Annotated in this window: 15 protein-coding genes; 4 read left to right on the forward strand and 11 right to left on the reverse strand. The window is 52.5% G+C overall.

Going from position 1 to position 17,669, the window contains the following annotated elements; genetic code table 11:
• Positions 1-36: 36 nt before the first annotated feature.
• The 3 genes from ugpC to NST37_RS09830 all read right to left on the reverse strand — a co-directional run bounded on the left by ugpC (position 37) and on the right by NST37_RS09830 (position 3,248).
• A complete protein-coding gene (ugpC, locus tag NST37_RS09820) occupies positions 37-1,152 on the reverse strand; it encodes a sn-glycerol-3-phosphate ABC transporter ATP-binding protein UgpC (protein ID WP_227277896.1) in 1,116 nt (371 codons plus the stop codon).
• Positions 1,153-1,258: 106 nt separating this feature from the next.
• Positions 1,259-2,257, reverse strand: coding sequence for a helix-turn-helix domain-containing protein (locus NST37_RS09825; protein WP_031931736.1), 999 nt, complete (start codon positions 2,255-2,257; stop codon positions 1,259-1,261).
• Between the two features lie 40 nt (positions 2,258-2,297).
• Positions 2,298-3,248: a metallophosphoesterase gene (locus tag NST37_RS09830; RefSeq protein ID WP_003387465.1), complete on the reverse strand. Its 951-nt coding sequence runs from the start codon at positions 3,246-3,248 to the stop codon at positions 2,298-2,300.
• A gap of 163 nt (positions 3,249-3,411) precedes the next feature.
• On the opposite strand from NST37_RS09830, the gene acsA reads away from it, so the two are divergent.
• Complete coding sequence (gene acsA, locus NST37_RS09835; protein WP_003387464.1) at positions 3,412-5,127, forward strand: acetate--CoA ligase; 1,716 nt, start codon at positions 3,412-3,414, stop codon at positions 5,125-5,127.
• A 204-nt stretch (positions 5,128-5,331) separates the two neighbouring features.
• Positions 5,332-6,662 (forward strand): IS1182 family transposase gene (locus NST37_RS09840; protein ID WP_122958896.1). Its coding sequence is split into 2 segments (ribosomal slippage): positions 5,332-5,872 and positions 5,872-6,662, totalling 1,332 coding nucleotides; the frame shifts between segments, so codons are not numbered across the junction.
• A gap of 160 nt (positions 6,663-6,822) precedes the next feature.
• Here the strand turns inward: NST37_RS09840 and NST37_RS09845 are convergent.
• From NST37_RS09845 to NST37_RS09860, 4 genes are all read right to left on the reverse strand, one after another.
• A complete protein-coding gene (locus NST37_RS09845; RefSeq protein WP_024985128.1) occupies positions 6,823-7,980 on the reverse strand; it encodes a cation diffusion facilitator family transporter in 1,158 nt (385 codons plus the stop codon).
• A gap of 34 nt (positions 7,981-8,014) precedes the next feature.
• The gene (locus NST37_RS09850) at positions 8,015-9,064 is read right to left on the reverse strand and encodes an NAD(P)-binding domain-containing protein (protein WP_031931738.1); all 1,050 of its coding nucleotides are present in this window, start codon (positions 9,062-9,064) and stop codon (positions 8,015-8,017) included.
• 164 nt (positions 9,065-9,228) lie between these two features.
• Positions 9,229-10,605, reverse strand: coding sequence for a hypothetical protein (locus NST37_RS09855; RefSeq protein ID WP_172920639.1), 1,377 nt, complete (start codon positions 10,603-10,605; stop codon positions 9,229-9,231).
• Positions 10,606-10,830: 225 nt separating this feature from the next.
• The gene (locus NST37_RS09860) at positions 10,831-11,166 is read right to left on the reverse strand and encodes a metalloregulator ArsR/SmtB family transcription factor (protein WP_051994747.1); all 336 of its coding nucleotides are present in this window, start codon (positions 11,164-11,166) and stop codon (positions 10,831-10,833) included.
• Positions 11,167-11,386: 220 nt separating this feature from the next.
• Here NST37_RS09860 and NST37_RS09865 point away from each other — a divergent pair, with 220 nt between their 5' ends.
• Together NST37_RS09865 and NST37_RS09870 are read left to right on the forward strand one after the other, a co-directional pair.
• On the forward strand, positions 11,387-12,391 hold the full coding sequence (locus NST37_RS09865) for a permease (protein ID WP_003387457.1): 1,005 nt from the start codon (positions 11,387-11,389) through the stop codon (positions 12,389-12,391).
• Between the two features lie 11 nt (positions 12,392-12,402).
• A complete protein-coding gene (locus NST37_RS09870; RefSeq protein WP_003387456.1) occupies positions 12,403-13,503 on the forward strand; it encodes a TIGR03943 family protein in 1,101 nt (366 codons plus the stop codon).
• Positions 13,504-13,714: 211 nt separating this feature from the next.
• On the opposite strand, the gene NST37_RS09875 is transcribed toward NST37_RS09870, so the two are convergent.
• From NST37_RS09875 to NST37_RS09890, 4 genes are read right to left on the reverse strand one after another with little or no spacing between them, the layout of a single operon-like run.
• A complete protein-coding gene (locus tag NST37_RS09875; RefSeq protein ID WP_003387455.1) occupies positions 13,715-14,596 on the reverse strand; it encodes a metal ABC transporter permease in 882 nt (293 codons plus the stop codon).
• Entirely contained in the window at positions 14,593-15,948 is a 1,356-nt protein-coding gene (locus NST37_RS09880) for a metal ABC transporter permease (protein WP_024985133.1), read from the reverse strand. Before NST37_RS09880 ends, NST37_RS09875 begins: the two co-directional genes overlap by 4 nt.
• Complete coding sequence (locus NST37_RS09885; RefSeq protein ID WP_003387453.1) at positions 15,945-16,736, reverse strand: metal ABC transporter ATP-binding protein; 792 nt, start codon at positions 16,734-16,736, stop codon at positions 15,945-15,947. Before NST37_RS09885 ends, NST37_RS09880 begins: the two co-directional genes overlap by 4 nt.
• 27 nt (positions 16,737-16,763) lie before the next feature.
• Complete coding sequence (locus tag NST37_RS09890; protein WP_269745626.1) at positions 16,764-17,654, reverse strand: zinc ABC transporter substrate-binding protein; 891 nt, start codon at positions 17,652-17,654, stop codon at positions 16,764-16,766.
• Positions 17,655-17,669: the final 15 nt, after the last annotated feature.

Here is a 17,669-nt window from a genome sequence, read left to right on the forward strand (position 1 = left end):
GAATGCCGGCGGGGACATTCCTTTTGCCACTCAAACCTAGAATACCGCCAATTCTGTCTCGCTGTCAAATACGTGGCACTTGGACAAATCCATGCCCAGCTTGACAGACATGCGCGGTTTAAAGCCTTCGCGGGCATCGACGCGGGCAACCATCTGGGTTTCGCCCACGTTGGTAAAGTAAACATACAGCTCCGATCCCATATTTTCCACTACATCAATGACAGCCTCGATGGAACTGTCAAACGGATTGGTTTCAATAAATTGATTGTCGCTGTATATATCCTCCGGACGGATGCCAAAGGTGACCTCTTTGTTGACATAGCCGCGCTCTTTCAAAAGCTTGGCTTTGTCCTCAGGGAAGCTGACGTGGATGTGGGGGGCGTCGAAAACGAGGCGGCCCTCCTTTTCAGTAATGCGTCCTTTGATAAAATTCATCGCAGGCGACCCGATAAAGCTGGCGACAAATTGATTGACAGGGTAGTTGTATATGTCTGTGGGGGTAGCCACTTGCTGGATCAGGCCATCCTTCATCACGACGATCCGGTCGCCCATGGTCATCGCTTCAGTCTGGTCATGGGTAACGTAAATAATGGTCGTATTGAGCCGTTGGTGCAGCTTCAGGATTTCCGTGCGCATCTGCACCCGCAGCTTAGCGTCAAGGTTGGACAACGGCTCGTCCATCAAAAACACCTGCGGCTCGCGGACGATCGCGCGTCCCAGTGCGACACGCTGGCGCTGCCCGCCGGAAAGCGCTTTCGGCTTGCGGTCCAAAAGGTGGGAAATGTCGAGGATCCGAGCGGCTTCCTGTATCCGTTTGTCAATTTCCGCTTTGGAAAATTTGCGCAGCTTCAAACCAAAGGCCATGTTTTCGTACACGTTCATATGAGGGTAGAGGGCGTAGCTTTGAAAGACCATGGCGATGTCCCGGTCTTTTGGTGCGACATCATTGACACGCCGGTCCCCGATGTACAGGTCGCCCTCCGATATCTCCTCCAGGCCCGCAATCATCCGCAGAGTTGTAGATTTCCCGCAGCCGGATGGTCCGACGAGAACAAGGAATTCCCTGTCTTCGATTTCAAGATGAAAATCATTAACAGCAATGACATTGTTTCCGAATTTTTTGTAAATGTGCTGCAAGCTAACTTTAGCCACGAACGGCACCTCCCCGGAATATACATGCTGTCTGATACGTATGGTATCCATATCGTACCAGCAACAGAAAGAGGTGCTCTATGGTCAAATTGCACGAATTGTTTGGTTATTTTTGACGAAAGAGCAGAAGAAGCTGCAGCAGAACGGCTTCGGTGAACTGCCGCGGGTCCAGTCCGGTCTGTTCGGTAAGCTTGTCCAACCGGTACAGCAGCGTATTTCGGTGGAGAAAAAGCTGCCGGGCTGTCTCGCTGACATTCAGGTGCCTGGCAAAAAACGTTTCCAGCGTCTCAACCTGCTCCGCATTCAACTGAGGCAGAGGGATCATCTCTTCGATGGCCTTTTGCAGAGACTCCGTTGTCTCCGGGCCAAGCATCATCACCCAGCGCTCCAGCGGAAATTGGCGTACGCTGGCAACCATTGTTTTTGGCCGGAATTTACGCAAGGCACTGGACAGGGTTAAAGCCCGCGTCAGAGCGTCCCCCAGCTGTGGCGGCTGCCCGACTGGCTCGCCGACGATAACCCGCACATTTTCCATGCATTCCGTCGAGAACAGGTCATGCAAGCCGGATGCCCACTCCAAGCCCGTTTCCTCGTCGAGCTTTGAGCCAAGAGCAGACAAAGGGACTGCCAGCAACAGGTAGGGGAAAGGCAGGGGAAACTGGGAGAGGGAAGCCCCCTTGAAAAAATCCGGCAGGATCGGAGCAAGGGAATGCCATGAAAAGCCTTCCCGGCACTGCTCCAGCAAAAAAGGAACCCGCGGCTCTTGCCAATGCAGTTGTTTTGCCAACCCGGCAGGAGGGGGAGTAGGCGCTCCCAAAGCGATCTCGTGTAACCAGTTCGCAAGCTGTGACTGGTCCGAGGCGGCCTGCAGCTTCTCCGAAAACATGAGGGAGAGGAGCGCTCGCGGAACGCCTTCCCACGCTGTGCTCGGAATCATCACGATGCTGCATTGGCCGCTCGAGCTTGCTTGGGCGACGATCTCCCAGCCTTCCTCTTCCAGTCGCAGCGACTCCGCCCTGATCTGTTCTACGGTACCGCACAAATAGGAAATAGGCAGGTTTGTCGCCTGCCGGATTTTATCGACTTCGTATTTCCAATCGTTCATCTCCGCACCCCGTCTTTTTATCCGTTGGCCTCATTATACCTTAATCGAGAGCCAGGGTGGGAGCAGCTTCTGCTGCAGGTACCTTCTTTACAGCTTGGATGTCCTCTGCCGCATGCACCGTCTCAGAATTCACTTCGTGAGACTGAGCCAGGGCGAAATACGATGCAGGCGCGAGGGTGTGCAAAGCGATCTCGGGACGCGAGCGCAGGCGAATGTTCAACCCGGTCTGTCCCACGCCCTCGCTGATGTAGAAGGGACGGCCGTCGAACTGATGCAAGCCTTTCACCATGTTGAGCTTTGGCAGTTTCCCCATCTTTGCCAAATGGTATGGCTTGGGCCAGTGAATCTGCCCGCCATGAAAATGGCCTGCGAGCAAATAGTCGTACGGATAGTCCTTCATTTCCAGGACGAGGTTGGGGTCATGCGTCAATACAAGTCGCAGTCCCTCTTCGGGAACGCCGTTGAACGCCTTTTTCAGATCACTGTGGCGGGTAGCGTAGTCGTCAACTCCGATAATGTGCAGCGGTTGGCCATACGCATTTACCGTTACGTGCTCGTTGATCAGGACCTTGCAGCCGATCCGTCTCAGCTCCGCTATTAGCTGGGCCAGTTTTGGAGAGGAGAGGACATAGTCGTGGTTGCCCAGAACAACGTAAGTGCCGAGACGGGGCTGAAGCGACATGACGGTTTCCACGTAGCGGACGGCTTTGGGGATATTTTTCTCGCGATCGAGCAGGTCCCCTGTGATCGCGATCAAGTCGACGTTGCGAGCAGCATAGTCACGGGCGATCTGCTCCGCTTTGATCGAAAGGTTTTCCATATGCAAATCCGAAAGGTGCAAAATGGAAAGCGGCAAATGCCGTTCTGCGTTTGGCACTCGTTCCGACTGTTTCAGTGCAATATCGACAAATGTGGTGTTTACTTTAAACGTATTGCGGTAGGCACGGGCAAAGAGGACAGCAATCAGCAAAAAAAAGAAAATCCAGGTCATCCCGGATCTCACCTCCGCATTATGATTTGTACGTCTATTATACCGGATAAAAGATTCGATAGGGGAAGTAGGTTTTTGGTAGGAGGAATTTGTCAAGAAGTGAAGAAATATTATGAAAGTTGAAAGAAAAAGATCCTTCAGCCACACAAGGAGAGTGAGAGGTATGAAAGTGGAAATGATTCCAACTACGGAAGGACAAAGCAACCTGACGAATTATGAGGAAGCATATGCCAACTTTGATTGGTCCGAAGTGGAAAAGCAGTTTACCTGGTACGAAACGGGAAAGGTAAACATGGCTTACGAAGCACTTGATCGACATCTTTTGACAGAACGTAGGGATAAAACAGCTCTGTTGTTCAGCGACGCAACGAGAAATGAAAGCTATACGTTTGCCCAGTTGAGCGAGTTGTCCAACAAATTCGGGAATGTGCTGCGCAATCTGGGGATTAAAAAGGGAGACCGCGTATTCGTCTTTATGCCGCGTTCCCCGGAATTGTATGTAAGCTTTTTTGGCATTTTGAAGCTCGGCGCTATCGTCGGGCCGCTCTTTGAAGCTTTTATGGAGGCTGCCGTCCGTGACCGCTTGGAGGACAGTGAAGCAGTCGCCATCGTCACGACTCCAGCCTTGCTGCCTCGCATTCCTGTAAAAGACCTGCCACATCTGAAGCACGTGATCGTAGTAGGGGCGGATGACTCGCTGGGTGAAGGGCTGATCAGCTTTGAAAAAGCGATGAGCGAAGCTTCCTCCGACCTGGAGATCGAATGGGTCGACCGGGAAGACGGCATGATTCTGCACTACACCTCCGGTTCTACAGGGAAGCCGAAAGGGGTCCTGCATGTACACAACGCGATGATTCAGCATCTGCAGACAGGAAAATGGATTCTCGATTTTCAGGAGGGAGACATCTACTGGTGTGCAGCGGACCCAGGCTGGGTAACGGGAACCGCTTACGGCATTTTCTCCCCATGGCTGAACGGCGTCACCAACGTCGTGCGGGGTGGACGATTTACGCCGGAGGCTTGGTACAAGACAATCGAGCAGTACAAGGTGTCGATTTGGTACAGTGCGCCTACAGCTTTCCGCATGATGATGGGTGCGGGCGATGAGCTCGTCAAGCAGTTTGACCTGTCGTCCCTGCGGCACGTCCTGAGCGTCGGCGAGCCGCTCAATCCGGAAGTCGTTCATTGGGGAATGCGGGTCTTCCAGAGACGGATTCACGACAACTGGTGGATGACCGAGACAGGCGGACAAATCATCTCCAACTACCGCTGCATGCCGATCAAGCCTGGTTCGATGGGCAAGCCGTTCCCGGGCATCTACGCGGCGATTCTCGATGATCACGGAAATGAACTGCCGCCCAATCGCATGGGGAATCTGGCCGTCCGCGCCGGCTGGCCGTCAATGATGCGGCAAATCTGGAAAAACCCGGCCAAGTATGAGGAGTATTTCCGCTTTCCGGGCTGGTATGTATCCGGCGACTCTGCTTACAAAGACGAGGATGGCTATTTCTGGTTCCAGGGCCGGGTAGACGATGTAATCAACACCTCCGGCGAACGGGTCGGTCCGTTTGAAGTAGAGAGCAAGCTGGTGGAGCATCCGGCGGTTGCTGAAGCAGGCGTGATCGGCAAGCCCGATCCGGTGCGTGGGGAAATTATTAAAGCGTTCATTTCGCTGCGGGCCGGCTACGAGCCAAGCGAGGAATTGATGGAAGAAATCCGCAAGTTTGTAAAAGAAGGGCTGGCTGCGCATGCGGCCCCGAGAGAAATCGAGTTCCGCGACAAACTGCCGAAAACCCGCTCCGGCAAAATCATGCGCCGAGTGCTGAAGGCTTGGGAGCTTGGACTTCCAACCGGCGATCTGTCCACGCTGGAAGATTAAGAAGCGCAAGCTTGCCTGCATCGCCCGACAATACGAAAAAACTCCTGACAATCGCGTCAGGAGTCAGGCTGTCGAGAAAGTCGACAGCCATTTTTATTCCCCTGTATTTTATGACGACACCGCGTTAATGTGTTATAATATTCTTGTAATTACATTTACTGGCGGGTGATTATTGTGCTTTCCTCTAATGAAAAAAAGCAACAAATGCAATATGAATTTGTATGCCTTGATGAGTTGGTCCCGGAGGACCATTTGCTACGAGTTATTCAAAAGCATGTAGACTTCTCTTTCATCCGAGAAAAAGTACGCCAATACTATTGTGAAGATAACGGTAGACCAGCCATTGATCCGGTGGTTTTATTTAAAATGATTTTCATTGGATACCTTTACGGTATCCGGTCAGAAAGACAACTCGAAAAGGAAATTCAGACGAATATCGCTTACCGCTGGTTTCTTGGCCTTTCACTAACAGATCGAGTTCCAGACCACACTACCATCAGTTGGAATCGTCGAACTCGTTTTAAAAACACAAATGTTTTCCAAGAGATTTTTGATGAAATCGTTCGCCTTGCTATCCAACATCGCATGGTTGGCGGACGTGTTTTGATAAGTGATTCCACTCATCTGAAAGCAAATGCGAACAAACGTAAATTTAAGAAGCATGTTATTGAAAAATCTAGTCGAGCCTACCTTAGTGATTTAGAAGCAGCCATTAATGAAGACCGTGAAGCACACGGAAAAAAGGATTGAAGCCTAGAGAGGATGTGAAGGAAGAAAAGGAAATCAAGGTGAGTACTACTGATCCGGACAGTGGTTACATGGTTCGTGACGGAAAGCCTGAAGGCTTTTTCTATCTCGATCATCGGACAGTCGATCATAAGTACAATATCATAACTGATGTACACGTGACTGCGGGTAACGTTCATGATTCTGTTCCTTATGTAGATCGGCTACAACACCAAATTGAGAAGTTTGGGTTTACAGATACCATTGAAGCCGTTGCATTGGATGCTGGCTATTTAACTACTCCAATCTGCAAGGCTCTGCACGATCTAAATATCTTTGCCGTCATTGGCCATCGAGCTTTTTCACCTGTTAAAGGCCTTATCGCCAAATGGCGGTTTAAATATGATCCCGAAAAGAATGTCTATATTTGCCCCCAAAAACATGAGCTTGCTTATTCGACAACTGACCGTAACGGATACAGAATGTATAAGTCAAATAAAGAAATATGTAAGGCATGTCCGATGCTCACTATGTGTACACGGTCAAAAAATCACCAAAAGGTGATAACCAGGCATGTATGGGAAGAGAGTAAAGAATGGGTTCGACAGAACCGCTTAAGTAAGTCAGGAAAATACCTATACAGGTTGAGATACCAAACGATAGAGCGAAGTTTTGCAGATGCCAAAGAACTGCATGGACTTCGCTATTGTAGGTTGCGCGGACGTGAAAATGTCCAAGAGCAAGCGTTGCTGACAGCAACCGTTCAAAATATAAAAAAGATAGCACTCCACCTTGCAAAGGCATGTTAGGTGTGGTGCTATCTAAGACTTCCAGCACTTCGTGCTCAATTTTATTGTTATGAAAGAAGAAACTCCAACATATTGTGGGGTTTCTCGACAGCCTGACTCCTGACAATCGCGTCAGGAGTTTTTTGCTTTCCAGTTTTTTGCGATCCGTGGAAAGAAGGACTCAGGAAGTAGCTTTTGGATTATCGTGATGATGACTACGGCTGTGACCAGGAGCAGAGCCGTGGTCATCATGATCGGAGGGTGCGTGGCTGTGAACATGTCCGTGATTGTAGCCGTGTTCGTGGTTGTGTTCGCGATCATGTCTGTGATCGTGCTTGTGCCCGTGATTGCCCCCATGATCATGCCCGTGAACATTTGCCCATGGCTGCTTTTTCTGGTGGTTGTCGCCGTGATTTTCGCAAGCCAGCTCTGCGTGTCTGATCGAGGAGTTTTCCACCTGGATCGTCGTATGCGGAATGCCAAATTCATCGTGCAAAATGCGGATGGCTTCATTCAAGATCGGGTAGCTTGGCAAGCTGTCGTGAACGGTCAAGTGGCAGGTGAGCGAATCAAAGCCTGACGTGACTGTCCAGACGTGAAGATCATGGACCTCTTGAACGCCGCTTATTTGCTCCAAGCGTTCTTTTATTTTTCTCGTGTCAATCCGTGATGGGACTGCCTCCATTAAAATGTTGACCGATTCTTTTGTGACGCGCCAGGCGCTGAACATGATCAGGACAGCTACGATGATGCTGATCAGCGGGTCGGCCAAATACCAGTCAAACCACATCATCAAAAGGCCGCCGATAATGGCCCCGACAGAACCGAGCAGGTCGCCGAGCACATGCAAGAAGGCACTGCGAACGTTGACGTTATTTTTATAGTCGCCCCGCATCAGTACGAACGCAGCGGCGATATTGGCGAAAAGGCCGATGGCGGCGATCGCAACCATGGTGCCGCTGGCCACCTCAGGCGGATCCCACAGCCGCTGGTAGGCCTCCCACAGGATGACAAGCGAGATGACGACCAGTGTCACCCCGTTGACTAGAGCAGCGAGGATTTCAAATCGGTGCAGACCGTACGTTCTTTCGGCAGAAGGCGGGCGGGAAGCCATGATGAATGCAAGCAGGCTTAACAACAGAGCCATTGCGTCACTTAGCATGTGACCGGCATCTGACAGGAGGGCAAGGCTGTTGGTCATGAATCCGCCGATTACCTCGACGACAAGAAAGACGGTGATGATGGACAGGGCAATTCCGAGAGCGCGTTTGCTTGCGCCCTTTCCATGGTGATGGTGCGAGTGGTCGTGGGAATCGCCGTGGTGGTGATGGAAACCCATAAGATACGCCTCCTCTGTCAATGAGAGCATGAAATTAGTAATTGCAAATCCGCTCGATCAAGTACGCCGCGTCCAAGCCAACTCCCCCGAGCAAGGCAGAAGAGCGGCGATACTGCCAGGGCAGCCCCAGAAAATAAATGCCTTTTGCGGGAGAAACTCCACGAGTATGCAGGGGTTGACCCTTGGGATCGAGAACTCCCGGAACTTTTATCCAATCGTAGCGGGAATAAAAGCCTGTACTCCATATCACATTGGCTATGTCAGTGCGGCTGCCGTCTGCAAAAACTGCGGTTCGTCCCGACAAAGCGACGGTGCGTTCCTTTAGCTGGAGAGTTCCGGCCTTTTCCCATTTGCGCAGTTCACGCCTGTAGCCAAAGATCGGGTCTGGTTTTGATTGTAGCCATTTTCCCAAGCTTGAGGTTATCGGTGCCGTCAACAGGCCTGTAGCCTGAAAGTACCAGAACATGGGCTTCCCGAACAGGGAACGGGGAAGAAACATCCTCTTTTGCCCCATGGAGAGGTAAACGGTTCGATGGGAAGCAAGCTCTGCGGCGATTTGCGCACCGGAATTGCCGGAGCCGACGACGAGCACCGGCCCGTCTTGAAGCTGCGTTTCGTTTTTATAGTGAGCTGTATGGAGCTGCACAATATCATCGGCTGCCTGCGTATGCATCAGCGGAATGTTCGGAACCTGAAAGGGCCCGGTTGCAATGACGATCTGTCGGGCGCTATAAGTGCCGTCCGAGGTTTCCACGCGATAACCCGAGCCGGTTGGGATTAGGGTCTGTACTTCCGTATCGAGCTGAATCGGGAGAGAATGATGCGCAGCATACCGCTCCAGATAGTCGGCAACCTCATCCTTTGCAGGAAGGCCGCTCCGTTCGCCGGGAAAAGGAAGTCCGGGAAGATCGCTTTGTTTGCGCGGGGTGAACAGCACCAACGAATCATAACGCTCTCTCCATACATCCCCAATCCGCTTATGTTTGTCTATCAGGAGGCAGGATATTCCTTTTTTGACCAAGTAGTATCCCATCGCCAAACCGGCTTGGCCGGCTCCTACGACGATAACCTCGTATGTTTTCATGCAAAAACCTCGTTTCTTAGGGGAAAGCTCCCATTTTAAAGGTTCCAGATGAAGTACCGCATGCTGTTAGGAAAAGTATACCAAAAACAAAACAATAATCAAGCATATATTTGAATGATGAGAATAAAAAAATGGCCGCCAGGTTTCAGCGGCCCAGCAAAAGCTTATCCAGCGACTGATTGAGCAGCGGGGAACCGATAGGCGCGATGACGCGTAAGGTCGCCTCGATGCTTGACGTAGAGTGGTCCCCATGCAGGGTTGGCATCGTGCATCTCCTTGAGCAAGGCGAGCATGCCGGCAGAAATCGCTTCGATGTTTGCGTTTTTCTCCAGAGAAGCAGTGACGGAAGCCGCCACGACATGCGCGGCATACATCCCTGAAACGTAGCATTCATGCAGCTTTGACTCTGAGTGGATATGTGCCCGGATTTGGCTTGCGATGCGCTCATCTTCGTTATGCCAGTTCTGGATTTGTCCGAGTGAATGCTGTTCGAGGCTATTGAGACGTGATTCTGTTATCGCTTGAGCGACGACAGCAGCAGATTTCCGGGCAGTTTTGGCATCGACTGTCTGCCTTCCGAGCTGGATGGTAGTCAAATCCTTGTCGGTCTCGGCGGAAATCGCCTCTGCCCACGCTTCCGCCTGGTCAAATTGAAGCAGGCGAACGGTTTCGGCAGCAAGATAGCCGCGCAAAATATCGGCAGGATGGGAATCGTACTCAGGCCCCGTGTTTCGCAAGGTCGGCGTCCCGTTCCATGCACCGTTCAGCCCCCGGAAATAGCCGATCAGGCCGATACCGGCTGCGGGTCCCATGTTGAGGATTCCCAGTACATCGGAAGCGGTCTCATCCACTCGTTGCGACCAATAATTGGCCAATCCCAAGGTGAAATTTTGCTTCAACAATTGCTCGCGAATTTTTTGCGCCAGTTCTTTCAATAGGCCTGTGTCTGCGTGAAGAATGTCATGCCCCGCGGTTTCGTGGCTCAGCGCAGACCATCCGAGCAGGCCCCGTTTGGCATGAGAGGGCGGGAGATTGACAATGCCTGTTTCAAGGCCAAAGTGAGAGGCGGCCGCAATGGTCCACGTATAAGGACCGTATTCAGGCCGTCCCCACTTGACCAGCGGAGCTGTCACACTGAGGTCGGGAGGCTTGATTCCATTTCGGTCGGATGCACTTAGAAAGCCGTCATACAAGTCGCTGACCACTTCCTGGAAGGCATCGGTAGCGCGGTCTTCATAGCCTTCTCCGTTTTGGAGAATGGCCTGTGCGATGTCGAGCAGCAAACCGGCAGCCTGCTCCCGGTTGGGATCGCGGCGAAGCAGCTCGGCAAAGCCTTTTTCGGAAAGCTCGTCCAGTGCCTTGATGAAGGGCTGGTAGACGCGATCCTGATAGAGTGGCGGGAGCTTTTCCCGTGCGGCGACTAATCGAGTATACAGTTGTTGAAAGTCCGTAGGGTCTTCAGGTCCTCGGTTGTTGTCCAAGGCTGCCTCCATCACGTCTTTAATGCACAGATCCATATTCCCGATATCCGGTTGATTCATAGATGACGCCTCCTTTTGTCAAGAGTTTGCTCTAGACCAGTCAGCAACGTCAAACGGTGAATCTATATCGTGGGAAAAGCCGACCACCTCCTTTCCATGCAGTACACGGTAATCTGAAAACATAAAAGTGGAAGAAGACTGGCGTGAATGACAAGAAAGTTGTTGGCGGGATGATGGAAGTGCCCGGAGCAGGGGGAGAAAGGGGAAGGGCTCCGGGATATCAGGTCAGTTTTGTCTTCGTTCGGCTGCATGCTCAACGCCAGAGAGAATCAGATGGCGGACATGATCATCATCGAGGGAGTAGTAGACCAGCTTGCCCTCTTTCCGGTAACGAGCCAGCCCCATATTGCGCAAGAGGCGCAGATGGTGAGAGGTATTGGCGATCGTACCCTCTATCACGTTTGCTACATCACAGACGCATAGCTCCCCTTCGAGGGCGAGGGCGTATATTATTTTCGCTCTCGTATCGTCAGCAAGCGCTTTAAAGATGGTCGCTACGCCGTCGGTTTCCTGCATGCGCGGCTTCAAACGGTTTACCTTGGCTTCATCGACACTTTGCATTTCGCATATGTGGGCGTCTTTTCCGAGCGTATCATCAGATGGCACGTCATCACCTCCCTGTTTAGGTATTATAAAACGGATTGAGCTGGAAAAAAAGTACAGGTATGCAATTCGTGCAAGCAATCTCTTTTTTACATTTCCCAATAGGTGGAATTGTTGTAAAGAATGCATATAATGAGTAAGGACAAGCAATTTTGAAGCTGGATTGGAGGAACGAGCTGTGCTGGCAAAGATACGGGGGCTGTCTCTGGAAATCATGGGGGCTCTTTTGTTGGGAACGTTTGTCGTCTTGTTGCTGGGCAGAGGTGGAAGTGGCGAGTCCGGCTTGCTTGGCTTTCTTCAATCCCCGAGCTTGCTTGATGTAAAAACACTTTTTCTCAGCATTCTTCTGGAAGCCATCCCGTTTGTATTGTTGGGAGTTTTCTTTTCCGCCTTTATTCAGACGTTTGTATCGGAAGAGCAGGTAAGGCGCTGGACGCCTCGGCATCCGCTTGCGGCGATTCCTTTTGCGGGCCTTTTGGGAATCCTTTTTCCCGTCTGCGAGTGTGCGATCATTCCGGTCGTCCGGCGATTGATTCAAAAAGGGATGCCGGTTCATGTGGGCATTGTCTTCCTGCTGGCAGGGCCTGTCGTCAACCCGGTCGTATTTACATCGACGGTGGTTGCTTTTCAACGCTTTCCTGATCTGGCCTACTACCGGGTCTTGGCCGCTTTTCTCGTCGCCGTGATCACCGGTGTGCTGATATTTTTGACCGTCAAAAAGAATCCGCTCCGGATCGGTGTGGAGCAAGAGATTCGCCATGAGACGGCACATGCGGAAGCGGTCGGCGGCAAGCTCGGTGCTACGCTGAACCACGCGGTCGACGAATTTTTTGATATGGGCAAATACTTGCTGTTTGGCGCCCTGATCAGCTCAGTACTGCAAGTCTGGATCAGTCGGGAGACGTTGCTGTCTATCGGACAAACACCGTTTACTTCCCATTTGGTCATGATGGGCATGGCGTATGTGTTCTCGCTCTGTTCGGAAGCGGATGCCTTTATCGCGGCTTCCTTCGCAAATACGTTTCATGCCAGCTCGCTGTTGGCTTTTCTAGTCTACGGGCCGATGCTTGACTTGAAAAGCACAATGATGCTGTTTGGCTCGTTTCGATTCGGCTTTGTCGTCAAGCTGCTATTGACTGTGACGCTGCTGGTGCTTGCCGTCACATTGCTCATACCAGTGTAGGGGGGAGACAGATGGATGCGAATGCTGTAAAACGTCATTATTGGGTGCGCAGCTTTCTGTTGGCCGGATTTACGGTGCTGCTCGCGGAGCTGATCTGGTCGGGAAGCCTCAGTCAGTATCTGGCTCCGCGCCTGCATATGCTGAGCTATGTCACGCTCGGGGTTTTTTGCCTGCTTACGATTGCCAGTATCCGCCAGGCTGTCATTGGACCTACAGCCTATGAGTGTGACTGCGAGGACGCCCACAAGCTCCCTCGCAACCGCTGGATTTCGATTGTTGTGTACTCCTTGTTTGCTTTGCCGCTCTTGATGGGGTTTGTGATGCCGGACAAGATTCTCGGCAGCTCTTTGGCGGAAAAGCGGGGTGTTACGCTCTTGACAGGGGAAAGCCATTGGGTAAAGAAAGTCACCGTTGCTGCGCCTTTATCAGAGGAAGGTGCAGGAGGGGAGAGCGGAAGCGGTCGGTTGCCGGAGTCGTCCGGAACAGGCCAGAAAGCGAATGCCGCTGCAATTACAGGAGAAGCTGGGGATGCATCCAGCTCTAGGCAGGAGGTGGAAGTCGTCCCGATTGACTCGAATTCATCCGGAACAAACAGCATCGAGTCGAAAAATACGGACACAGGTCACGCTTCTGGCAATACAACCGCAACAGACGAGGAACTACGCGCCTTGTTCAACCCTGAACAATTTGGCGGTTTTTATACCGATTTGGCAGTCAAGATGTACAAACAACCGGTAATTCTGCTGGATGACAAGCTGTTTCTCGACGGCTTGACGACGATGGATTTGTTCTCCAAGGAATTTGCCGGCAAAGAAGTGCAAACAATGGGCTTTGTGTACCGGGAGGCAGGATTTTCACCGGAGCAATTCGTCGTCGCCCGGTTCTCTGTTTCTTGCTGCACGGCAGATGCGACAGTCTTTGGCATTCTGGTCGAAGTGCCGGAGGCCAGCAAGTGGAAAACGGACAGCTGGGTGCAGGTTCGGGGAAAGCTGGAGTTGAGAAAAGTAAACGAGTACGACATGCTCGTGTTGAAGGCATCGAAGGTAGAAAAGGTAGAGGCGCCGAAGGACCCGTATGTCTATTACAATTTTGAAACGGCTCCCTCGCCTTGATCAGACTAGTTAACGCACCGAAGCGGGGAGCTTTTGCCGAAAAGAAAAAAGAAGCTGACGGTATCTGCCGTCAGCTATTTTTATGGCCCTAGACTTTGGGTAACTCAAGAAGTGGTTACACCAAAAAACATAGGCTCTTCCGAAAACAGGTCAGCGTTTCGGGGAACTGAATGAGAAAAGTCATGGGAACGACAACGACTCAATTCCCGGATCAATTGGTGCCCAAGCGCATCCTGCGGCGGGCCAGCATCCGGATAACCATCCCGTGGCGCGGCGAGAAGAGGAACGCCAGCAAAAACAAAAGACCGGAGACGGCTGTCATCGATCCGGCGATCGAGCTGTCCATCCAGGAGGCGAGCAGATAGCCAAATACCGAGCAGAGAACGCCAACCCCCATACTGATAAAAAGCATGACGTGCAGCTTTTCCGTCAATAGGTATGCCGTCGCGCTGGGCACGACCAGCATCGCCACTACCAGGATGGCCCCTACGCTCTCAAACGCTGCCACGGTTGTAAAGGAGACCAGTGTCATCAGCAGGTAGTGGAAAAATACGACGGGAATGCCGATCGCGGCAGCAAGGGCGGGATCAAAGCTGCACAGCTTGAACTGCTTGAAGAAAAGGCCGACAAGCAGCAGGCTGAGCAGAAACACACCGCCAATTCCCCAAGCGGCACGCGGGCCCATGTCGATTCCGCCCCACTGCCATGTATCCCACGGGACATAAGCGATTTCTCCGTACAGGACGCAGTCCAGATCGAGATCGACCTGCGCGGTGTACAAGGAGACTAGCACGACGCCTACAGAAAACAGAGCGGTAAACGTTACGCCAATGGCAGCGTCCGCTTTCACGCCGTTTTGACTGAGAAGCTGCACGATAAAGACGGTCAACAGGCCGACGACAGCAGCACCGATCAGCATCGGCAAAATATCGCGGCTCCCGCTCAGCAAAAAGGCAATCACAATGCCGGGAAGGATCGAGTGGCTGATCGCATCCCCGAGCATCGCCATTCTGCGAAGGATCAGAAAGCAGCCCAGAAAACCGCATGAAGCAGCGACCAATGCCCCGGTCAAAATGATCCAGAACGTATTCATAGTGACAATCCTCCCTGCTCGCGGGCGTACAAGCGGCTTATGGCCTGTGTGCCTTCCGTCAGCTTCGGCGTCAAATCATACGCTTCGAGCTGGGCCAGCATCTTCTCCAGCATTTCTTCAGTCAACTGCGGTGCCAGCTCTTCCTGAGATTGATCAATGTGAACGTGATGATACTCATTTTGGTTCATGTGGTACAGGTCCCACAGCCTTTGGTTCAGCACAAGCAGATAGGAGTTTTTCAACCCATCCGGTGTAAACGTCCAGGTTGAACTTCCATCCGCCTTGGCACGTTCGGCCACGATTTTTTGCCGAACCATCTCTGCCAAAGCGCTTTTCACCTGGGACAAGCTTTTTCCGCTTTTCAAAGCGAGCTCGGCCGAACCGATTCCGAGGTAGACACCTCCCGGACGAGAGCTGCCTGCTTGCTCCTCCAAACACTCGTACAAGGCCTGCTGAACATCCTCGATCAGAACCTTGCGCCGCAGCTTGAAAAAACGGAAAAGACGCGCCAGCACCCCTCTGCGGGGAGAGAACAGGATCGAAAGGACAAAAAAGCAGGTTGCGGAAAGGACGATAGTCGGGCCGGTAGGCAGGTTTTCCTGCTGGGTGCTGATCAATGTACCAAGCACGCCGCTAAGCGCACCGAATACTCCCGACAACACGACCATTCTGCTCAGCTTATCCGTCCAGTATCGAGCGGTCACGGCAGGGGCGATCAACATGGCGGCGACGAGGACGACTCCGACTGCCTGCAAGCCGATCACGACTGACATCAGCAGCATCAGCATGAGCAATCCGTCCAAGAGGCCCATCGGATAGCCAAGGCCGCGGCCAAATCCCGGGTCAAAGGAAAGCAGGGTGAACTCCTTGAAGAGGATCGCCGTCAGCCCGATCAGTACACTGGCCACGATCATGATCGTCACCACATCGCTTTTCACCAACGAAGCAGCTTGCCCGAACAAAAATTTGTCAAGACCGCTCTGATTTCCGCTGGCGCTGTGCTGGATGAACGTCAAAAGCACGATGCCGATGCCGAAAAAAACGGACAGGACGATGGCCAGTGAAGTATCCTCCTTGATCCGGCTGTAGCGGGAGATGGCCGTAATGCTGTAGCTGGCCAACAAACCGGCTACTCCGGCTCCGATGAGAAACAGTCCGATCGATTTGGAGCCAGTCAAAAGAAAGATCATGCATACACCGGGTAACGCAGCATGTGCAAGGGCGTCACCGACGAGCGAACGCCCCCGCAGAAAGGCAAAGCAGCCGAGAATCCCGCTGCTTGTGCCGAGCAGGATGCATCCCATCAAAACCCATTGCGTATTGGGGTCTTGAAGGGCGAGAAGGAGATTCATGTTGCATCCGCCTCCCCGGACGTTTTGTCGTTGGTGAGGAGAACCTGGGTCCCCAGCACTTGCAAGCGGCCGCCATACGTTTTTTGCAGGTTTTCAGCCGTGAAGATCTCTTTGACGGGACCTGCGGCGATCACGCGTCTGTTCAACAGGATGACCCAGTCAAAGTACTCATCGACCGTCTGGAGGTCGTGATGGACGACCAGAACGGTTTTTTGCTGTTTTTTCAGATCGTTCAGAAGCTGAATGATAGCCCTCTCGGTGGCAGCATCAACGCCTGCGAACGGTTCGTCCATGAAGTAGAGCTGGGCTTCCTGGGCAAGAGCGCGGGCGAGGAAAACCCGCTGCTGCTGGCCGCCGGACAATTGGCTGATCTGGCGGTCGGCATAATCCGCCATTCCCACTTTTTTCAGGCAATCCAGGGCAAACTGCCGGTCAGCTTTGCCGGGACGCCGGAACCACCCCAATCGTCCGTATCTTCCCATCAAGACTACGTCGAGAGCGTCTGTAGGAAAATCCCAGTCTACCGACTCGCGTTGGGGGACGTAGCCCACCGATCTGCGCTGCTGGGAAAACGGCTTTCCATACACCTCCGCAGTGCCCGAAGCGGTCGGAATCAAGCCTTGAACCGCTTTGATAAACGTAGACTTTCCCGCTCCATTTGGTCCGATGATGCCGATCAGTTTTCCTTCCGGGACCGAAAGATTTACATTACGCAGTACCGGCTTTTTCTGATAGGCGACGGTCATATCGCGTACCAGCAGAGGTACAGCTCCAGTCTGGCTGCTCATCTGTCTTCCTCCTTTAGAAAAGTTAGTTTATTTTAAAGCGTTCACAATCGTATCGACGTTGTGGCGAACCATCCCGATGTAGTTGCCCTCCGGTGTGCCGGGCTCTCCCATGGCGTCCGAAAACAGCTCGCCGCCAATGGCTACAGTGTGATTTTTCGCAGCTGCACCTTGCACTACTGCTTCGATAGAGCGCTTGGGAACGGACGATTCCACAAAGACGGCTTTGATTTTGCGTTCAACCAGCGTATCTACAAGCGTCTGCACATCCTTCAGGCCATACTCGGAAGCGGTGCTGATTCCTTGCAGCCCCATCACCTCTACGTCATAGCCGCGACCGAAGTATTGGAAAGCGTCGTGCGCCGTGACCAAAACGCGCTGTTCTTTCGGGATCGAGCCGAGCTGCTCCCGTGCGTAATCATCAAGTTCTTTCAACTCTTGCAAATATCGCTCCGCGTTGGCCTGATAGCTCGATGCGTGAGCAGCGTCAAACGCGGCGAGATCGTCCCGTACCTGCTCGACAGCCTTCATCCATAGCGAGACGTCAAACCAGACGTGCGGGTCGGGGCTTTCAGGAGCAGCAGGGTCAGCCAGCAGATGCTCCCTTGTCAAACTGGCGGTAACCGCTTTTACCGGCTTCTTCGCACTCATTTTCTCGAAGATTTCGACCATTTTCCCCTCGAGATGCAGCCCGGAGTAGAAGATGATATCGGCCTGGTCAATCCGCTTGATATCTCCTTCGGACGCTTTGTACAGGTGAGGATCGACCCCGGCGCCCATCAATTGTGTCACCTCGACATGTTCGCCGCCCACTTCTTTTACAATATCGGCGACCATGCCTGTCGTTGCCGTGACTTTCCAGACAGTCTCACCAGCAGCCGGCTTTGTTGCCGGCTCCTCCTTTGTCCCGCAGCCGGTCAATAGAAAAGCAGCTGT

It is taken from the genome of Brevibacillus sp. FSL K6-6036 (assembly GCF_037964015.1).
Taxonomy (GTDB): Bacteria; Bacillota; Bacilli; order Brevibacillales; family Brevibacillaceae; genus Brevibacillus; species Brevibacillus borstelensis.

Bases quoted from the DNA above. Each gene is read 5' to 3' on its own strand.
- NST37_RS09825 (WP_031931736.1), bottom strand. From the start codon at position 2,257: ATGAACGATTGGAAATACGAAGTCGATAAAATCCGGCAGGCGACAAAC.
- NST37_RS09830 (WP_003387465.1), bottom strand. From the start codon at position 3,248: ATGACCTGGATTTTCTTTTTTTTGCTGATTGCTGTCCTCTTTGCCCGT.
- acsA (WP_003387464.1), top strand. From the start codon at position 3,412: ATGAAAGTGGAAATGATTCCAACTACGGAAGGACAAAGCAACCTGACG.
- NST37_RS09845 (WP_024985128.1), bottom strand. From the start codon at position 7,980: ATGGGTTTCCATCACCACCACGGCGATTCCCACGACCACTCGCACCAT.
- NST37_RS09850 (WP_031931738.1), bottom strand. From the start codon at position 9,064: ATGAAAACATACGAGGTTATCGTCGTAGGAGCCGGCCAAGCCGGTTTG.
- NST37_RS09855 (WP_172920639.1), bottom strand. From the start codon at position 10,605: ATGAATCAACCGGATATCGGGAATATGGATCTGTGCATTAAAGACGTG.
- NST37_RS09860 (WP_051994747.1), bottom strand. From the start codon at position 11,166: ATGCAAAGTGTCGATGAAGCCAAGGTAAACCGTTTGAAGCCGCGCATG.
- NST37_RS09870 (WP_003387456.1), top strand. From the start codon at position 12,403: ATGGATGCGAATGCTGTAAAACGTCATTATTGGGTGCGCAGCTTTCTG.
- NST37_RS09875 (WP_003387455.1), bottom strand. From the start codon at position 14,596: ATGAATACGTTCTGGATCATTTTGACCGGGGCATTGGTCGCTGCTTCA.
- NST37_RS09880 (WP_024985133.1), bottom strand. From the start codon at position 15,948: ATGAATCTCCTTCTCGCCCTTCAAGACCCCAATACGCAATGGGTTTTG.
- NST37_RS09885 (WP_003387453.1), bottom strand. From the start codon at position 16,736: ATGAGCAGCCAGACTGGAGCTGTACCTCTGCTGGTACGCGATATGACC.